Consider the following 17,581-nt stretch of genomic DNA (forward strand, 5'->3'; position numbering starts at 1 on the left):
CCGTGACGCGGCTGCGCTCACCTCGAGCTGCGCTGCTACGCGTTCTTCACGGCGCGGCAGGCGCCCTCGCGCCACCGCCACTTCCGGTTGCCCAGCCTACCCAGCCCGGTGCCCGGTACGGCATGCGCCGGGCACCTGACGGGCTCCTCCCGACATACCCCGCTCAGGCGGCCTTCTCCCCCGGACCGGCGGCGACGGTGTCGCCACGCGTCCCGGTCACCTCCTCGGTCGGCTCCTGCTCGGCGACGACGTCGACCACCTGCCGAGACCCCGCGTCGCCGACCGTGCACCGCGAGAGGTCCAGGCCGACAGCCGACGCCGTCATCTCCAGGTCGGCACGGCGTTCGCCCTCACCGGTGGTGTACTCGTTGGTCTTGATCTGTCCGTGCGCGATCACCGGGCGACCCTTCTGCACCACCCCGCTGACCCCGGCGAGCAGCCGACGCCAGCAGCTCACGGTCAGGTAGAGCGTGGGGCCGTCGTTCCATTCGCCCGACTGCCGGTCCTGGCGCCGGGAGTTGCAGGCCATCCGGAACGAGATGACCTCCTCGCCTGCCTGGGTACGCCTGCGGCGCGGTTCCGATACGACGGTCCCGATCACCGTGGTGTAGGTCTCGTACATCTGATGCCCTCGCTGTCTCCTCGACGGTGCGACCACGGTGTGCGGTCACACCACCGAGCATCTCCGCGGAAACGCGCGCAGGCGGACGTCGCGCGCGATCTGTGGAGAACGGAAGGACCTGTGGATCACGAGAGTCGTCAGGCGGGTGCGTCGTGCTGATCGGTGCGGTGCGGTCCGCCCTCGACGCCGGTGACATCCGCCGGCCGGGACGGCTCCTGACGGCCGGACAGCCGCGCCAGCATGGCGTTGTAACGTGCCAGGTCGGAGTCGTCGTCGCGAGACGCCCGGCGGTCGAACTGTCGCGCCTGCCGCCGATCCTGACGTGTCCACTGGACCAGTAACGCGAGCAGCACCACCACCAGGGGGACCTCCCCTGCCGCCCATGCGATCCCCCCGCCGGTGCGCTGATCGGAGAGCAGGTCGATCGACCACGGCAGATGCAGGGTGCGGTAGTACCCGTCGGCGATCACCGTGGACATGCTCATCAGGGTCACACCGAAGAACGCGTGGAACGGGAGCGAGCCGAACACCATGGCGACCTTGACCACAGGTGCCACCTTCCGCGGCGCCGGGTCGATCCCGATCACCACCCAGTAGAAGAGGTAGCCGGTCACCAGGAAATGCAGGTTCATCGCCAGGTGCGCGGCGTGGTACGTCACCACACCGCCGAAGACGCCGCCGAGGTAGAGCACGTAGAAACTGCCCACGAACAGGGCCGACGCAACCAGCGGGTGGGTGAGGAATCGTGCGACGGGACTGTGCACCGCGGCGACGATCCACTCCCGCGGCCCCGGCGGACCGTCACGTCCCGCCGCGGGCAGGGCGCGCAGGGCCAGCGTGATCGGCGCGCCCAGGACAAGCAGGATCGGCACCATCATCGACAGCAACATGTGCGCGATCATGTGCATGCTGAACATCGCCGGCGCGTAGCGCCCGAGCCCCGACGAGGTGGCCGTCAGCAGCAGCAGACAACCCAGGAGGAAGGCCACCGTACGACCCAGCGGCCAGTGGTCGCCGCGACGCCGCAGGCGTAGCACCCCCCGCAGATAGACCGCCGCGAGGAGCACGGCCGCGGTCCCGTAGATGAGGTCGAATCGCCAGTCCCCGACCAGCCGTGACAACGTCGGCGGGTGGTCGATCCGGTAGCCGAGTTCCACCTCCGGCACCGACAGCTCCGCACCGCCGGTGGTCGGCGGCGGAGGTGTACGCGACAGCCCGACGGCCAGCCCGAAGGTCGCGGCGAACACCACCACCTCCACCGTCGCGAAACGGATGAAGGGTGCGACGTCGGACGCATCGCGCGTCAGCGCGGTCACCGACGTTCGCCGGTGGACGGCGCCCAGTCCACCCAGCACCGCCAGCGCGAGCACCTTGAGAAGCACCAACCGGCCGTAGGTGGTGGTGAACAGCTGATCGAGGTGGACACGGACCAGGGCGTTGACGACGCCGCTGAGGCCGACCACGGCGATGCACCAGAACGCCACGCGCGAGAACCGGCGCACCGCAAGCGCTGTGTCCACCTGCCGCGTCCGCCCGTACAGCAGCACGACGATCAGTCCACCCATCCACACCGAGGCCGCGACCACGTGCAGGATCAGGCTGTTGGTGGCGAGGTCGTGGTTCCCGCCCGCCGACGAGTGACCGGCCAACGCCAGCGGGAACAGGCTGAGAACACCCGCGCCGAGCACCGGGACGGTCCACCCCCAGTGCAGGGTCATCCTCGCCATCACCGCCGCGACCAACGCGAAGGTGGCCGTCCACAACCACGAACGCGCGTCCGCGACCTGCGACAGCGCATCGCCCCACTTCGCCGGGCTCAGGCTGTCGGACAACGGCTGACCGGACACCTGCGACAGCGACAGCGGGATCAACAACACCGCACACACCGCCCAGGCGACCGCCGCGGACGCGGCCAACCGGATGGCCCGATATCCCCCCACGTCCAGTGTGCCGTCGGACTGCGGCGGGGTGAAGAAGGCGGCAAAGGCGGCGGCGCCGATGGTGATGGCGGCGGCGACCTCACCGAGCGTCTGCAATGCGGGCAGGCCGTAGGTGGTCACCGCGCCCGGATCGGGGATGCCGGTCAGCTGCAGCGCGTCGGCGGCCGACGCCATGGTGACGAGGACCGCGACGATGGCCGAGGTCCACGCCACAACCCAGACGATGGCACCCGATGCCGCCGAACCCGCACGGCGGGCCTCGGACAGTTGGGTCATGGCTCCAACTCTAGGCCGGGTCCGACGGCGCTCCGTCCACCCCGGACGTTCTCGGTGCCCCCGGCAGGACTCGAACCTGCGACCACAAGATTAGAAGTCATGTGCTCTATCCAACTGAGCTACGGAGGCCCGCCGGGGTGGTCCGAACCACCCGATCGACGGTGGTGAGTATATCGACCGGCCCACGGCGACTCCGCCGACATCGACCGTCGAGGCCCGCCAGACCTTGCCAGGAACGGACATGACAGTCATTCTGTGATGTAGGACACGCCAGTGTCGTACGCGAGGTGCCTCAATGAAGCTGTGGATTCACGACCACCGGATCGCGGTGGTGTCCTTCACCGAAGGATTGACCTTCTTCACCCGCGATCGCATCGAGTTGGTCATCCGGACACGGTGTGTGCTGAGCACGCCCGCCGGCGACGACGGCACGGTCGACACGTTCCCCATCTCACCCGCCCACGTCATCGACCAGCAGCGTCCGTTGTTCACCATGCCCGGCAGTCTGTGCGACGACGCCGATGTCGACGATCGCGGCGACCTTCGGCTGCGATTCTCCGACGGGTCGTCGATCGAGGTGATCGCGCGATCGGTGCCCTCGTGGGAGATCTTCTCGCGCAATCACGGCTACGCGGTCTGCGAACGAGCGGGCCAGGTGCGGGTGGTGGAGCACCATCGGGTGGGTGCCTGAGCGCCGCCGCCCCGTCTCACGGTCAAGCCATATGCAACTTGTTGCACACCACCATGGTGCACAGCTATCGTGCGCATATGGCACTCGACCACGCGATCATGGCGTCGTTGGCCGAACGGCCCGGGACCGGGTACGAGATCGGTAGACAGTTCGAGCGTTCCATCGGACACTTCTGGTCGGCCACGCACCAGCAGATCTACCGGACGCTCAAGAAGCTGCACGTCGACGGGCTCGTCGAGTTCACCTCAGTCGTCCAGGACGGTCGCCCGGACAAGAAGGTCTACACGCTCTCCGATGCCGGGCGTGACTCGTTGCGGCGTTGGATTGCCGAACCGACGCCGCTGGCTCCCCTGCGCGACGACATCAGCGTGAAGATCCGCGCCGCCGAGCACGGCGACGTCCCGGGCCTCCTCGCCCAGCTCCGCGAACACCGGAGTCTGCACGTGATCCGGCTACGTACCTACCGCGAGTTCGCCCGCCACGATTACCCCGATCCGGATGCTCTGACCGGACGCCGGCTGCATCAGTACCTGGTACTGCGCGGCGGCATCCGTATGGAAGAGGGACTCCTGGATTGGTGCGACGAGGTGATCGAGGGTCTCCAGCGAGAGCTGAGCACCCCACCCGATCATCCATCAGCCCCGTCGAACGACGACAACACGCCCAGCCCGGCGTCTGCAGGAAGGCCCACATCGTGAGCGAACACTATCCGAAACTGTTCCGGCCGTTGACCATCGGCGGCACGACCCTCGCCAACCGGATCGTCATGGGTTCCATGCACACCGGCCTCGAGGACCGCTTGTGGGACACCCCCAAGCTGGCCGCGTACTACGCCGAACGCGCGCGTGGCGGAGTGGGCCTCATCATCACCGGCGGAGTCGCACCCACCCGAACCGGCTTGCTGCTACCGTTCGCGGGCAAGCTCACCAACGGTATCGACGTACGACGGCACAAGGTGCTCACCGACGCCGTCCACCGCGAGGGCGGAAAGATCGCGATGCAGGTGATCCATTCGGGCCGTTACGGTTACACTCCGTTCAAGGTAGCGCCCGGTTGGGAGAAGTCACCGATCCACCCGTTCCAACCGATCAAGATGAACGACTTCATGATCCGACACGTCATCCGATCATTCGGTCGTGCCGCGAAACTCGCCCGCAAGGCCGGTTACGACGGGATCGAGATCATGGGTGGCGAGGGCTACCTGATCAACGAATTCCTCTGCCCACGAACCAACAATCGCAACGACGCGTGGGGCGGCGACACCGATCGCCGACAACGCATCGTCGTCGAGATCGTCCGCGAGATCCGCGAACAGGTGCCCCGCGACTACATGGTCATCATGCGTCAGTCCATCGCCGACTTCGTCGAAGGTGGCCAGACCTGGGACGAGATCGCCCGATTGGCAGCGAAACTCGAAGAGGCGGGCATCGACGCGATCAACACCGACATCGGTTGGCACGAGGCCAAGATCCCCACCATCGTCACCTCGGTGCCGCGCGCGGCCTTCGTCGGTTTCACCGAACGCCTGCGCGACGAGGTGTCCATCCCGTTGATCGCGTCCAACCGCATCAACACCCCCGAGGTCGCCGAAGAGATCCTGGAACGCGGCCGCGTCGACGCCGTCTCGATGGCCCGACCCCTGCTGGCCGATCCGGAGTTCGCGAACAAGGCCAGAGGCGGACGCGCCGACGAGATCAACACCTGCATCGGCTGCAACCAGGCCTGCCTCGACCACGCCTTCGTCGGCAAGAAGGTGTCGTGCCTGCTCAATCCGCGCGCCGGCCGCGAGACCGTGCTGACCCTCGGGGCCACCCGCCTCGCCAAACACGTCGCGGTCATCGGGGCCGGACCGGCGGGGCTCTCCGCCGCGGTGTCCGCGGCCCAGCGTGGCCACCGCGTGGAGTTGTTCGAGGCGGGCGACGCGATCGGTGGACAGTTCGCCATCGCCGCGCGGATCCCGGGTAAGGAGGAGTTCAGCGAGAGCATCAGGTACTTCACCCGTCAGCTCGAGATCAACTCGGTCACCGTGCATCTCGGTTGCAGGGTCGGTGGCGACGAGATCGTCTCCCGCAATTTCGACGAGGTCATCGTGGCGACAGGTGTGGTCCCCCGCACCCCGGAGATCTCCGGCATCGACCACCCGTCGGTGATGTCGTACGCCGAGGCCGTACTGGGTCACCGAGAGATCGGGGACAAGGTCGCCGTCATCGGCGCCGGGGGTATCGGCTTCGACATCACCGAGTTCCTCACCGTCGACGACTCCCCCACCCTGCACATCAAGGAGTGGGAACAGGAGTGGGGCGTCACCGACGACCTCTCGGTCCGCGGCTTCCTCACCAAGCCTCGGCCGACGCCACCCGCGCGCCAGGTCTACCTGGTGCAGCGCAAATCCGGCGGGCAGGGTCGCTCGTTGGGCAAGACGTCCGGCTGGGTCCATCGCGCCACGGTCAAGATGAAGGGCGTGGAGCAGATCTCCGGCGCCATCTACGACCGCATCGACGACGCCGGCCTACACCTGCGCTTCGACGACGACCGCGCTCCGCGGGTGCTCGAGGTGGACAACATCGTGGTGTGTGCGGGACAGGAATCCGTGCGCGACCTGGTGGATCCGCTGACCCTGGCCGGTATCACCACCCACGTGATCGGCGGTGCCGACGTGGCCGCCGAACTCGACGCCAAGCGGGCGATACGGCAGGGCACCGAGGTGGCCGCGCGCATTCAGTGATCGGGACACGCCGGACGGACGGGGCGGTCGCTACCATCAGCCCATGCCGGTACCCGCCCCGTCTCCGTCTGCCCGCGCCGTGGTCACGGGCGCCTCGTCCGGCATCGGTGCCGCCCTCGCCGACGAGTTGGCCCGGCGCGGCCACTCGTTGATCCTCGTCGCCCGTCGCGGCGACGTCCTGGAACAGACCGCGATCCGACTCGCCGAGGCGCACGGGGTGGTCGCCGAGGTGCGCGCGGTCGACCTGTCCGATCCGCGGTCGCTGCAGATCCTCTGCGCCGAACTCACCGACCGCAGGATCTCGATCCTGTGCAACAACGCCGGCATCGCGACCTTCGGCCCGGTGAGCGAACTCGACACCGAATACGAGGAGGCTCAGGTCCGGTTGAACTGCACCGCGGTGCACAGCCTCACCCTCGCGGTCCTGCCGCAGATGGTCGCCCGGCGGTCCGGTGGGATCCTGATGGTCGGGTCCGCGGCGGGGAACATGGCGATTCCCAACAACGCGACCTACGCCGCGACCAAGGCATTCGTGAACACCTTCTCGGAGTCACTGCGCGTCGAGGTCGCCGGGCAGGGCGTGCACGTGACATTGCTGGCGCCCGGTCCGGTGCGCACCGAGGAACCCGACCCTCAGGACGCCTCGGTGGTCGACCGGATGGTGCCGGGATTCCTCTGGGACTCCAGCGAGGGTGTGGCCCGATTGAGCGTGAACGCGTTGCAGCGCAACAAGATGCGCGTCGTACCTGGGGCGCTGTCCAAAGCGATGTCCATCGCAGGCGGGTACACCCCCCGAGCGATCACCGCGCCCATCGTCGGCAGCTTCTACCGCAAACTCGGCGGCTGACTCGCGGGGATCCGCGCAGTCTCAGCGCCTCCGGCCGGTCCCGAACAGCGACCGGGTGATCTCGCGACCCAGTGCGCTACCCGCCGATCGCATGAAACTCTTCACCGCAGGATTGCTCAGCGCTTCGGAGAAAGCACTGGGCTCGTCCTCGGCCGCATCTTTCCCACCGGACCTGGCCACCGGCTCGTCGGTGTTCTGCGATTGCGGTTCCGGCGCCTGAAGTGTGGCGGTCAGTTTCTCGTACGCCGATTCGCGATCGATGGTCTGGCCATACTTCGCCCACAGCGGTGAACCCTGGGCGCCGGCGGTGATCGCATCGGCGCCGATCGGCCCCATCAACGATCGCGGCGGCCGCAACACCGTCCACGCCACGGGCGTGGGGGCACCGCGTTCGGAGAGAACGGTCACGATGGCCTCACCGATCCCGAGCGCCGTCAGCGCCTCGGAGATGTCGTAGACCTTGGACACCGGGTAGGTCTTGACGGTCTGGGTCAGCGCCTTCTGGTCGTCGGGGGTGAACGCACGCAGCGCATGCTGCACCCGCGCGCCGAGCTGCGACAGCACCTCGTTGGGAATGTCGGTGGGCAGCTGCGAACAGAAGAACACACCGACGCCCTTGGAGCGGATCAGCTTGACCGTCTGGACCACCTGGTCGACAAACGCCTTCGACGAGTCGTGGAACAGCAGATGCGCTTCGTCGAAGATGAACACCAGCTTGGGTTTGTCGATGTCACCGGCCTCGGGCAGGTGTTGGAACAGGTCGGCGAGGATCCACATCAGGAATGTGGAGAAGAGCGCGGGACGGGCGGCCTCGGTGCCCAGTTCGAACAGGGTGATGATGCCGCGGCCGGACTCGTCGACACGAAGCAGGTCGGCGGGATCGATCTCCGGTTCGCCGAAGAAGGTGTCACCACCTTCGGCCTCGAGATTGCTCAACGCGCGCAGGATGACCCCGGCGGTCGCCGAGGAGACGCCGCCGATCGACTTCAGTTCCGCTTTGCCCTCGTCGCTGGTGAGGTGCGCGATCACCTCGCGGATGTCCTTCAGGTCGAGTAGCGCGAGTCCGTTGCTGTCGGCCCAGTGGAAGATGAGACCCAGTGTGGACTCCTGGGTCTCGTTGAGTCCGAGCACCTTGCTCAACAGGATCGGACCGAAGGAGGTGATGGTCGCGCGGATGGGCACCCCGACGCCCTTGGTGCCCAGTGACACGAACTCGCACGGATACGCCGTGGGCTGCCAGTCGTCACCGGTCTCCTTGGCCCGTTTGGTGACCTTGTCGCCCGACTGTCCCGCGGCGCTGAGCCCGGACAGGTCGCCCTTGACGTCGGCGAGAACCACCGGCACGCCGTTGGCCGAGAGCTGCTCGGCCATCAACTGCAACGTCTTGGTCTTGCCCGTTCCGGTGGCACCGGCGACGAGACCGTGCCTGTTCATCATGGCCAGCGGGATCCGGACCGCGGACTGAGGGTCGGCGGTGCCGTCGACCAACACCGATCCCAGTTCCAGTGCTGTTCCCTCGAACCGGTATCCGTCGGCGATCTGCTGAGCCGGCGTCTTGCCCGCCGTGCCGCTTTCTGCGCCCTCGGTCATCTGGCACCCCTTTCGTCGGTCGTTCGACGCCACCCCCCTGCGGTCAGCGCACCCGCACACCTTAGCGCCGCGGGGGTCGTTGGCTAAGGTTGAGCGGTGCAGGACAAATTGGTGTGGATCGACTGCGAGATGACCGGGTTACGCCTCGATTCCGACAAGCTCATCGAGATCGCCGCGCTGGTCACCGACAGTGACCTCAACATCCTGGGCGACGGGGTGGACGTGGTCATCCACGCGACCGACGACGAGCTGGACGCCATGCCCGATGTCGTCACCAAGATGCATGCCGCGTCCGGACTGACCGACGAGGTCCGCGCGTCCGCCGTGACGGTGGCCGAGGCGGAGAAGTTGGTTCTCGACTACATTCGCGAGCACATCACCGCCAGCGGCGCGGCACCGCTGGCGGGCAACTCGATCGCCACCGACCGGGGCTTCATCGCGCGCGACATGCCCAAGCTGAACGCCTACCTGCACTACCGGATGATCGACGTGAGCTCGATCAAGGAATTGTGCCGTCGGTGGTATCCCAAGATTTATTACGGCCAGCCCGACAAGGGTCTCGCTCACCGAGCGCTGGCCGACATCCGCGAGTCGATCCGCGAGTTGCGGTACTACCGGCAGACCGCGTTCGTCGCACCACCCGGGCCGGATCCCGCGCAGATCGCCGACGTGGTCACCGACCTCGGGCCCGCGTGACGCGCTGGTAGACGAACCGATTGGTGCTGCCGTATGGCGAACGGCTAGAGTATGACCCTGGCTTCGGACGACGAAGCCGATGGTGGATGTAGTTCAGTTGGTAGAGCACCAGGTTGTGATCCTGGCTGTCGCGGGTTCGAGTCCCGTCATCCACCCCGAGATGTGGTCCGGCTATCCAGTAGCCGGGCCACATCGCTGTCTGCGGGTCGACGGCAGGTCAGGGCCCACGGACCCAGGTCTGCCCGCCACACATGATCGCCCGGCCGGCGGAATCCCGGGCGGCCACGTCGACGGCGGGGTCACAGGGCTCGCCGATGGTGTGCACCTCGTCGGCGATCGGTGCCGAGTTCACCCATACGCCGTTCTTCACGTTCAACGCGCAGACGATGTCCTCACCGCTGATGCGATCGGTGGCGATCGCATCACCGTCGCTGGAGGGCTCCCCTGTCGTCGGCCCGATCGGCTCCGGTTGCGCCTGGGGCGCGGGCTGCGCAGCGGTGACGGTCACGGTCGATTGCGGCACCGGGGCGTCGACCGTGACCGTCGGACGCTCCTTCGATGCTTCGGTGTCGGGTGACGTCCGTAGGACGACCAGCACGAGAGCCGCGCCCACCAGAGCCACCAGGAGCGCAGCAACCGCTGCGAGGATCCATATCCAACGCGTCGTCGTCATCCAACTCACCGCCCATACCCGTCGGTCGTGGTCCTCACACAGTAGGGCGCCAGACGACCACGGTTACCGCTCTCCACGGCGAACCGACTGTGCGGCAACGACTCAGAGTTCCTGATCGATGACGTCGGGGTCATGCCGACCACATCCCCCTCAGCGCCGCCTCGGTGGCGTCGTCGGCCGGGTAGAAGGTCTCCACCATCAACTCGTCGAGCGTGACGTCGGTGGCGGTGCTCGGCGCGGACGCCATACTGAACAGAGACAACACCTGATCGCCGACCTCGATCTCCATCGGCACCACCACCGCATGTCTTCCGGGCTCGATCGCCGTCGCGCCCGGAAGTGCCGCCAACTCGTCCAGCAACGCGAACAGTCTCTCGTCACCCGTGCGTTCGAGCCGTTGCCGCACTTGCGAGAGCAGGTGGGCGCGCCACTGCCCGAGGTTGCGGATCCGGGGCGCCAGACCGTCGGGGTGCAGGGTCAGCCGCAGTACGTTCACCGGCGGTACGAGCAGGTCTGGTGCCACCCCGTCCAGCAGCGACGTGATCGCGGTGTTCGCGTCGACCATGTCCCACCAGCGGTTGAGCACCACGGCGGGATAGGGCATGTGCCGGTCCAGCAGCATCCGTAGGGCATCCGCCACCCGGGCCAGAGCGGGCGCGTCGAGACGGTGATGCGGAAAGACCGGAGCGAAGCCGCCTGCGAGCAGTATCTCGTTGCGCTCGCGCAGCGGGATGTCCAGATGTTCGGTGAGCCGCAGGATCATCGCCGACGAGGGTTGCGACCGGCCGTTCTCCACATAGCTGAGGTGACGGGTCGATACGTCGACCTGCAGCGACAGCTCGAGTTGGGTCAGGCGACGGCGCTCCCGCCACGTCCGCAGCAGCTCGCCGACGGTGGAGCCGGTCGCAAGGGTCGTCATCGCACCCACGGTAGTGAGACATGACGCGCTGCTCCATGACGTCACAGGTCATGGCCCGAGGGCACCACCGCCGCGGAGTACGTGCCCGCCGCACCCCGCGCGATGCTGGCATCCTGGCATGATGGATTCGCTGTTGGACTTCGCCGCGCACTACTGGTGGCTGATCTTCGTGTTCGGCGGTTCCGCCGGCGGACTGGCGAAGGGCATCGCCGCGGCCAACGAGCGCCGCGCCGAACGCAGGCAGGAGCGCTATCGACTCAAGCAGCAGGCCAAGATCGCCGCGGCAGAGGCCAACGGACGGGCCAGGACCGATGCCGCCACCGAGCGGCGATCCGTCACCAAGGCCCTCGATGAGCACGAGCAGACCGACGCCCGCTGGTTCGACTACGAACTGAACATCCTCACGCTCATCGAGACACCGATGATGACGGACCTGCGTGAACCCCTCACGCTGGCGTTCCATCGAGCCAAACGCCACGCCGATCTGCTGAAACCCGACACCGCCGACGCATTGGTCGGTGACCCCGACAAACAGCGCGAGTACCGAGAGGCGGTGCACGACTACGCGGTTGCATTCGACGTCGCCGAGGTCGAGGCGAAGCGACGACGACAGAGTGACTTCAATCCGATCGAGCAACAACGTCTGGCCCGGGCCCAACACCTGCTGACACTGGCGATGGATTCCGCCGCGTCGAGTCAGGAGCGACAGTCGGCTTACACCAAGGCCCGCAAGGAGCTGGACGGGTTGCTGGTGGTGCCCACCCCCGCACGAGTGGAGGTGGAACGACGCATCGCCGGCCAGCTGGAGAGCTGACCGGCGATGCGCCGAGAGGGTGAACGTTCAGGTCGTGGGGGTCACAGCGAGCGCGCGACGATCTCCTTCATGATCTCGTTGGTGCCGCCGTAGATCATCTGGACGCGGGCATCGGCCCACATCCGACCGATCAGGTACTCGTTCATGTAGCCGTAGCCACCGTGCAGCTGGACACACACGTCGAGCACGTCTCGCGCCTTCTCGGTGGTCCACCACTTGGCCATGGCGACGGTCGGGATGTCGAGCTTGCCCTCGAGGTGTTTGGCGATGCAGTCGTCGACGAACACACGTGCCACGCGGGTCTCGGTGACGATCTCGGCGAGTTTGAACTTGGTGTTCTGGAAGCCGAAGACCGGGCGACCGAATGCCTCGCGTTCCTTCGTGTAGGCGAGGGTCCGCTCGATCGCTCCTTCCATCCCCGCCACGGCTGCGACGGCGATGATCAGGCGTTCCTGCGGCAGCTGCATCATCAACTGGATGAAGCCCTGCCCCTCCTCGGTGCCGAGCAGGTTACTGGTCGGCACGGTCACGTTGTCGAAGAACAACTCCGAGGTGTCCTGACCACGCTGGCCGACCTTGTCGAGCACCCGTCCACGCCGGAAGCCCTCCCGATCGCCTTCGACCAGGATCAGCGAGATGCCCTTGGCGCCCTCGGACACGTCGGTCTTGGCGACCACGATGATGAGATCGGCCTGCTGACCGTTGGTGATGAAGGTCTTGGCACCGTCGATGACGTAGTTGTCACCCTCGCGGATGGCCTTGGTCTTGACCGCCTGCAGATCCGACCCGGTGCCGGGTTCGGTCATGGCGATCGCGCCGACCACCTCACCGGTGGCGAGCTTCGGCAGCCACTTCTTCTTCAGTTCCTCGGAACCGTAGGCCAACAGGTAGTGGGCGATGATGCCGTTGTGCAGGGTGATCCCCCACGACGAGTCACCGATGCGGGCCTGCTCCTCGATCAGCACGGCCTCATGGGCGAAGGTGCCGCCACCGCCGCCGTACTCCTCCGGCACCGACATGCAGAGCAGGCCCAGCTCACCGGCCTGATTCCACAGGTCGCGGTCAACATGGTGCTGCTCGATGTACTTCTCTACATTCGGTGCCACCGACTTCTGAAAGAACGACCGGGTCATCGCCCGCAAATCGTCGAGGTCGGAATTTTCCCAGGGACGATCGCTCATCGAACAGCCTCTCGAATGCGCGGCCGACGGCCGCTTGAAACACTTTGCGGTAATCGTATCATTCGGTGACGGTGACGAGAGATCGCGCGGACCTGCGGGTCACGCGTTCCCGGCCCGCCAGCGGTCCCACGGCACGTTCCAGTCGCCGAGACCGTCGTCGCCGGGAAGCGTCTCCGCCGCGGTTCCCCGTACCTCCACCACGTCGCCGCGAAGCGTGGTCCGCAGGAACCACAGCGCGTCCTCGGGGCTGACGTTCAGGCAGCCGTGGCTGGTGTTGGTGTTGCCCTGCGCCCAGACCGACCACGGTGCCGAGTGGACGTAGATCCCGCTGTAGCTCAACTGCGTCGCGTAGTCGACGGGTGTGCGGTAGCCGTCGGCCGAGTTCACCGGCACGCCGTAGGTCGACGAGTCCATGACGATGTGGTCGAGGCGCTCACCCACGAGGTAGGTGCCCGGATTGGTGGGCGCGCTCGGCTTACCCATCGAAGTGGGCATCCGGCGTACCACCGTGCCGTCACGGGTCACGGTGATCACCTTGGTCGCGTCATCGACGGAGGCGATGAGCGACCGACCGACGGTGAACCGCTTGGTGTACGAGTCGTCGCCGAAGATCCCGTCGCCGAGGTCATGGCCCCTGGTGTCCACCGTGACGGTGACCTTGGTGCCCGGTTTCCAGTACTGGGCCGGCCGCCAGCGGGCCTCCGTGGCGCTGAGCCAGTACCACGCACCCTCGACGGGCGGGTCGGCCGTCACCCGGATGGCGCGTTGGGCGGCCTGCTTGTCGGCGATCGGCTCGTCGAAGGTCAACGCAACCGGTTGTCCCACACCGACGGTCGCGCCGTCGTCGGGGGTCAAGCGGGCGTTGGTGACCACCGACGGGGTGCTGGTGGTGAAACCGACCCGTCCGGTGGCCACGCCACCGACACCACTCGCGCGGGCGTCGATCCGATAATCCTGGCCATATCCGAATGCACGGCTGCTGGTCCAACTGCGACCGTCCGGCGCGATGACACCGCCGACGGGGTCACCGCCGCTCACGTCGACACCCAGCAGGCGCCCGTTGACCGCGGTCACGGTCACCAGGGATCCGGGGACCACGTCGGTGGATCCGTTACGCAGCGATCGCCCCTCACCCTGGGTGATCCGGACCGACGGCGTCAGCAGATCGTCGAACGGCGTGACCGCTCGCACCTGGTCGCTCAGGGTCGATTTGCGTTCGTCCTCAGCACATCCCACGAGGACGGACATCAGGCCCATCACACCGGCAACGGCACCGAGGGAGCGCCCTCGCCCGGCTCGGGCCGGGACCCGGTTGATCGTCATAGGGGCTCCTGCGTTCCGATGGTGGCCAGACCGCGCAAACGACGCAACCGATGTGGCCTGCGATCAGCGAAGCGCTTGTGCCCCAGTGTACGAGAAGCACGGCGGGCGACGCTGTGTGCGCGCTGTGGGTGCCGGCGTCGAGACCGATCCGCGATCGTGCACCGTCCCCACACACGACGAATCCCCCATCCGACGTCGGATGGGGGATTGATCGACAGTGCGCCATCAGGGACTCGAACCCCGAACCCGCTGATTAAGAGTCAGCTGCTCTGCCAATTGAGCTAATGGCGCGCGAACTCGCGAGATGAAACGTTAACAGGTGCGTACCCGGAACGTGAAATCGCGTGCTCAGCGACGATCAGGCATTGCCATGGGACCACTTGGACCACGGGATGTTCCAGTCACCGAGGCCGTCGTCGCCCGGCAGAATCGGCCCGACGGTGTTCTTCGCCACGACGATGTCACCGCGCAGACTGTTCTGGAGGAACCATTCCGCGTTGTCCGGGCTCACGTTGAGGCAGCCGTTGCTGACGTCGTCGACGCCCTGATCTCCGAGCGACCACGGTGCCGAGTGCACGTAGATGCCGCTGTAGGAGATACGCGTGGCGTCGTAGACCGTCTCCTTGTAACCACCGGGTGAGTTCACCGGAACACCGTAGGTGGACGAGTCCATGATCACGCTGGGCTCGCGCTCGGCGACGATGTAGACCCCGTTGTTGGTGGGGGTGCTGTCCTTACCCATCGACGTCGGCATGGTCCGGACCACCTTGCCGTTCATCGACACCGTGATCGTCTTGGTCTTGTCGTCGGCGACGGAGATCATCTCCCGACCGATGGTGAAGTTCGACTTCACGGAATTGTCCCCGTAGAGGCCGTCACCGAGGTCGATGCCCTTCGTGTTCACCGCGACGTTCACCTTGGTGCCCGGTTTCCAGTAGTGCTCGGGTCGCCACCGGACCTGCGAATCGCTGATCCAGTAGAACGCACCCTGCACCGGAGGGTTGGTGGTGACCGTGATCGCCTTCTGTGCGGCCGCCTTGTTGGTGATCGGTTCGTCGAACTGGACGGCCACCGGTTGTCCCACGCCGACCGTCTCCCCGTCGTCGGGCAGCAGGTAGGCGTCGGTCAGCTGCGACGGCGAGGTGGTGGTGAACGACAGTTTGCGGCCGGCCACACCGTCGACACCGCGCGCATCGGCAACCAGGGTGTAGGTCTCGCCGAAACCGAATGTGCCCTTGCTGGTCCAGCTGCGACCGTCCGGCGACATGGTGCCCTGCACCGCGCCGTCATCGCTGGTGAGGGCCACATCGGTGAGTCGGCCGTTGGCCGACGTCACGGTGATGGGCGCTCCGGGCTGGATTCCCTGGCTGCGGTCGGTCACCGGTGCACCGTTGAACCCGGTCACCGTCACCGACGGGCGCATCAGTTCGTCGAACCCGCCCAGCGCACCCACCTGATCCGGGTACTTCGGGTTCGAGGTCGACGAACATGCCGCCACCAACAACAGCAACACGGCCAGGACGGCCGTGGTGGCAAACGACTTCAATGATCCTCCCCGGAACACAACGAACGGGCCCAAACCGACTGGGCCCGACCGACGGTGCGCGAAATGTCATCACAGTGTACGAGACGACACATAACAGACTTGTTAAGGACGCGAACCGACCTGGTCGAGGACCCACGACGACGGGGACCGACCTCTGGTCGGTCCCCGTCGTGGAAGTCCGGTCGTCGACGACGACCGCCGGTCTGTGGTCAGCTGACCAGCTTCTTGACCACCAGGGCGGCCACCAGTGCGCCCACACCGATCAGCGTGTACTTCACCGCGGGTGTGTCCAGCACCACCAACGCACGCGACTTGGCATCGTCGGCGAGCCGTTGCGGGCTGGCGCGCACGGCCAGCGTGTCGAAGGTGGTCGCGAGTTCCTCGCGCGCACGAGTGATGTCGCGTTCGATGTCGTCGGTGTCGCGGGGCACGTTTCCTCCATGGTGGGTCGGGCATGGCACAGTCCGGCTCGCGGTCCGGCGACCCGGTGGTCGTGTCCACGACTCCGGGGCGAACTGTGAGCCCTCACGGTAGCGCAGGCAGGGGTGCCTCCGGTGGACGCAGGCGCCGATCGACTCGCCGCACACCGGTGACTAGCCTGTCAGGCATGAGCAGCACGCGACTGCAGGTCGGAGACACCGCACCCGCCTTCAGCCTCCCCGATGCCGACGGGTCCACCGTCTCGCTGTCCGATTACGCCGGTCGCAAGGTGATCGTGTACTTCTATCCCGCCGCTTCCACCCCGGGATGCACCAAGGAGGCCTGCGACTTCCGCGACAACCTGGCCGAGCTCGACGGCGCGGGCATCGACGTGGTCGGCATCTCCCCCGACGCCCCGGCCAAGCTGGCCAAGTTCCGCGACGCCGAGGCGTTGACCTTCCCGCTGCTGTCCGATCCGGACAAGACGACGCTCACCGCATGGGGTGCCTTCGGTGAGAAGACGATGTACGGCAAGAAGGTCACCGGGGTGATCCGCTCGACCTTCCTGGTGAACGAGCAGGGTGTCGTCGAGGCCGCACAGTACAACGTGCGGGCCACCGGGCACGTTGCCAAGCTGCGCCGGGATCTGTCGGTCTGACGTCCCGAGCGTCATGCCCGGTCGATCCGCAGAGCCACTCCTCCCCCGCAAGCGACCCACACAGGAACGCAGCCGTCGCAAGTTCGACGCCATGCTCACCGAGGCCCGCAAGCTGCTGATCGAGGTCGGGTTCGAATCTCTGACCTGCGAGGAGATCGCATCGCGGGCCGATGTGCCCATCGGCACGCTGTACCAGTACTTCGCGAACAAGTACGTCATCGTCTGCGAACTCGACCGGATCGATGCGGTGGGTGTACAGCACGAACTGGCCGATTTCGCCGCGGCCATTCCGTCCACCGACTGGCCGCGGCTGCTCGAACGGTTCGTCGACCATCTGGCCAAGTTGTGGAAGGACGACCCGTCCCGTCGAGCGGTCTGGCTGGCGGTGCAGTCCACCCCGGCAACCCGCGCGACCGCCACCGTGTACGAACGCGAACTCGCCGCCCAGGTGTCGCGGATCATCGCACCGCTGACCCCCAGCCAGCGCATCCGTCGCGCGATGATGGCCGAGGTACTGGTCCACACCGCCTACTCCCTGCTGAGCTTCTCCGTCCAGGAGGGTCAGAACCACGCCAAGACCGTTGCCGAACTCAAGCGGATGCTGGGTGGCTACCTCATGCTCGAGGAGGCCGAGATCGGCCCAGCCACCTCGTGAGCCGG

17 protein-coding genes and 3 tRNA genes are annotated in these 17,581 nt (G+C 66.7%); 9 read left to right on the forward strand and 11 right to left on the reverse strand.

Annotated elements, in window-relative coordinates; all coding sequences use genetic code 11:
- Positions 1–163: 163 nt before the first annotated feature.
- From BW971_RS14280 to BW971_RS14290, 3 genes are all read right to left on the reverse strand, one after another.
- Positions 164–622: a single-stranded DNA-binding protein gene (locus BW971_RS14280; RefSeq protein ID WP_083710015.1), complete on the reverse strand. Its 459-nt coding sequence runs from the start codon at positions 620–622 to the stop codon at positions 164–166.
- Between the two features lie 137 nt (positions 623–759).
- Positions 760–2,838 (reverse strand): bifunctional copper resistance protein CopD/cytochrome c oxidase assembly protein, encoded by a 2,079-nt coding sequence (locus BW971_RS14285; RefSeq protein ID WP_076480678.1) that lies wholly within the window; start codon positions 2,836–2,838, stop codon positions 760–762.
- Positions 2,839–2,893: 55 nt separating this feature from the next.
- Positions 2,894–2,967: transfer RNA gene (locus BW971_RS14290), tRNA-Arg, on the reverse strand.
- A gap of 166 nt (positions 2,968–3,133) precedes the next feature.
- On the opposite strand from BW971_RS14290, the gene BW971_RS14295 reads away from it, so the two are divergent.
- The 4 genes from BW971_RS14295 to cmrA all read left to right on the forward strand — a co-directional run bounded on the left by BW971_RS14295 (position 3,134) and on the right by cmrA (position 7,101).
- On the forward strand, positions 3,134–3,529 hold the full coding sequence (locus tag BW971_RS14295; RefSeq protein ID WP_076480680.1) for a DUF6188 family protein: 396 nt from the start codon (positions 3,134–3,136) through the stop codon (positions 3,527–3,529).
- Positions 3,530–3,606: 77 nt separating this feature from the next.
- Positions 3,607–4,227: a PadR family transcriptional regulator gene (locus BW971_RS14300; RefSeq protein ID WP_076480786.1), complete on the forward strand. Its 621-nt coding sequence runs from the start codon at positions 3,607–3,609 to the stop codon at positions 4,225–4,227.
- Positions 4,224–6,254 carry an NADPH-dependent 2,4-dienoyl-CoA reductase gene (locus BW971_RS14305; RefSeq protein WP_083710017.1) on the forward strand — a complete coding sequence of 677 codons (2,031 nt, stop codon included), beginning with the start codon at positions 4,224–4,226 and terminating at the stop codon, positions 6,252–6,254. The genes BW971_RS14300 and BW971_RS14305 overlap by 4 nt, the downstream gene beginning before the upstream one ends.
- Before the next feature lie 43 nt (positions 6,255–6,297).
- Complete coding sequence (gene cmrA, locus BW971_RS14310; RefSeq protein ID WP_076480682.1) at positions 6,298–7,101, forward strand: mycolate reductase; 804 nt, start codon at positions 6,298–6,300, stop codon at positions 7,099–7,101.
- Between the two features lie 21 nt (positions 7,102–7,122).
- Here cmrA and BW971_RS14315 read toward each other — a convergent pair whose 3' ends face one another.
- Entirely contained in the window at positions 7,123–8,691 is a 1,569-nt protein-coding gene (locus BW971_RS14315) for a helicase HerA-like domain-containing protein (RefSeq protein WP_076480684.1), read from the reverse strand.
- 96 nt (positions 8,692–8,787) lie between these two features.
- Between BW971_RS14315 and orn the strand changes: the two genes are divergently transcribed.
- Together orn and BW971_RS14325 are read left to right on the forward strand one after the other, a co-directional pair.
- On the forward strand, positions 8,788–9,387 hold the full coding sequence (gene orn / locus BW971_RS14320; protein ID WP_076480686.1) for an oligoribonuclease: 600 nt from the start codon (positions 8,788–8,790) through the stop codon (positions 9,385–9,387).
- Between the two features lie 82 nt (positions 9,388–9,469).
- Positions 9,470–9,542 (forward strand) — tRNA-His (locus BW971_RS14325).
- Between the two features lie 62 nt (positions 9,543–9,604).
- Here the strand turns inward: BW971_RS14325 and BW971_RS14330 are convergent.
- Both BW971_RS14330 and BW971_RS14335 read right to left on the reverse strand, forming a co-directional pair.
- Positions 9,605–10,060, reverse strand: coding sequence for a hypothetical protein (locus BW971_RS14330; RefSeq protein ID WP_076480688.1), 456 nt, complete (start codon positions 10,058–10,060; stop codon positions 9,605–9,607).
- A gap of 130 nt (positions 10,061–10,190) precedes the next feature.
- A complete protein-coding gene (locus BW971_RS14335; RefSeq protein ID WP_076480790.1) occupies positions 10,191–10,979 on the reverse strand; it encodes a helix-turn-helix domain-containing protein in 789 nt (262 codons plus the stop codon).
- Positions 10,980–11,100: 121 nt separating this feature from the next.
- Between BW971_RS14335 and BW971_RS14340 the strand changes: the two genes are divergently transcribed.
- Positions 11,101–11,793 carry a hypothetical protein gene (locus BW971_RS14340; RefSeq protein ID WP_200799442.1) on the forward strand — a complete coding sequence of 231 codons (693 nt, stop codon included), beginning with the start codon at positions 11,101–11,103 and terminating at the stop codon, positions 11,791–11,793.
- A 41-nt stretch (positions 11,794–11,834) separates the two neighbouring features.
- Here the strand turns inward: BW971_RS14340 and BW971_RS14345 are convergent, their stop codons facing one another.
- The 5 genes from BW971_RS14345 to BW971_RS14365 form a co-directional block, all read right to left on the reverse strand.
- Positions 11,835–12,974, reverse strand: a complete 1,140-nt coding sequence (locus BW971_RS14345; protein ID WP_076480692.1) for an acyl-CoA dehydrogenase family protein — start codon at positions 12,972–12,974, stop codon at positions 11,835–11,837.
- A 99-nt stretch (positions 12,975–13,073) separates the two neighbouring features.
- The gene (locus BW971_RS14350; RefSeq protein ID WP_076480694.1) at positions 13,074–14,297 is read right to left on the reverse strand and encodes a L,D-transpeptidase; all 1,224 of its coding nucleotides are present in this window, start codon (positions 14,295–14,297) and stop codon (positions 13,074–13,076) included.
- Positions 14,298–14,515: 218 nt separating this feature from the next.
- A tRNA-Lys gene (locus BW971_RS14355) sits at positions 14,516–14,588 on the reverse strand.
- Between the two features lie 67 nt (positions 14,589–14,655).
- Positions 14,656–15,843, reverse strand: coding sequence for a L,D-transpeptidase (locus tag BW971_RS14360; protein WP_076480792.1), 1,188 nt, complete (start codon positions 15,841–15,843; stop codon positions 14,656–14,658).
- A gap of 209 nt (positions 15,844–16,052) precedes the next feature.
- A complete protein-coding gene (locus tag BW971_RS14365) occupies positions 16,053–16,274 on the reverse strand; it encodes a DUF3618 domain-containing protein (protein ID WP_076480696.1) in 222 nt (73 codons plus the stop codon).
- 176 nt (positions 16,275–16,450) lie between these two features.
- On the opposite strand from BW971_RS14365, the gene bcp reads away from it, so the two are divergent.
- Both bcp and BW971_RS14375 read left to right on the forward strand, forming a co-directional pair.
- A complete protein-coding gene (bcp, locus tag BW971_RS14370) occupies positions 16,451–16,921 on the forward strand; it encodes a thioredoxin-dependent thiol peroxidase (protein ID WP_076480698.1) in 471 nt (156 codons plus the stop codon).
- Positions 16,922–16,934: 13 nt separating this feature from the next.
- Positions 16,935–17,576 (forward strand): TetR/AcrR family transcriptional regulator, encoded by a 642-nt coding sequence (locus BW971_RS14375; protein WP_076480700.1) that lies wholly within the window; start codon positions 16,935–16,937, stop codon positions 17,574–17,576.
- Positions 17,577–17,581: the final 5 nt, after the last annotated feature.

The sequence above is a fragment of the Williamsia sterculiae genome (assembly GCF_900156495.1).
In the GTDB taxonomy this organism is placed as follows: Bacteria; Actinomycetota; Actinomycetes; order Mycobacteriales; family Mycobacteriaceae; genus Williamsia_B; species Williamsia_B sterculiae.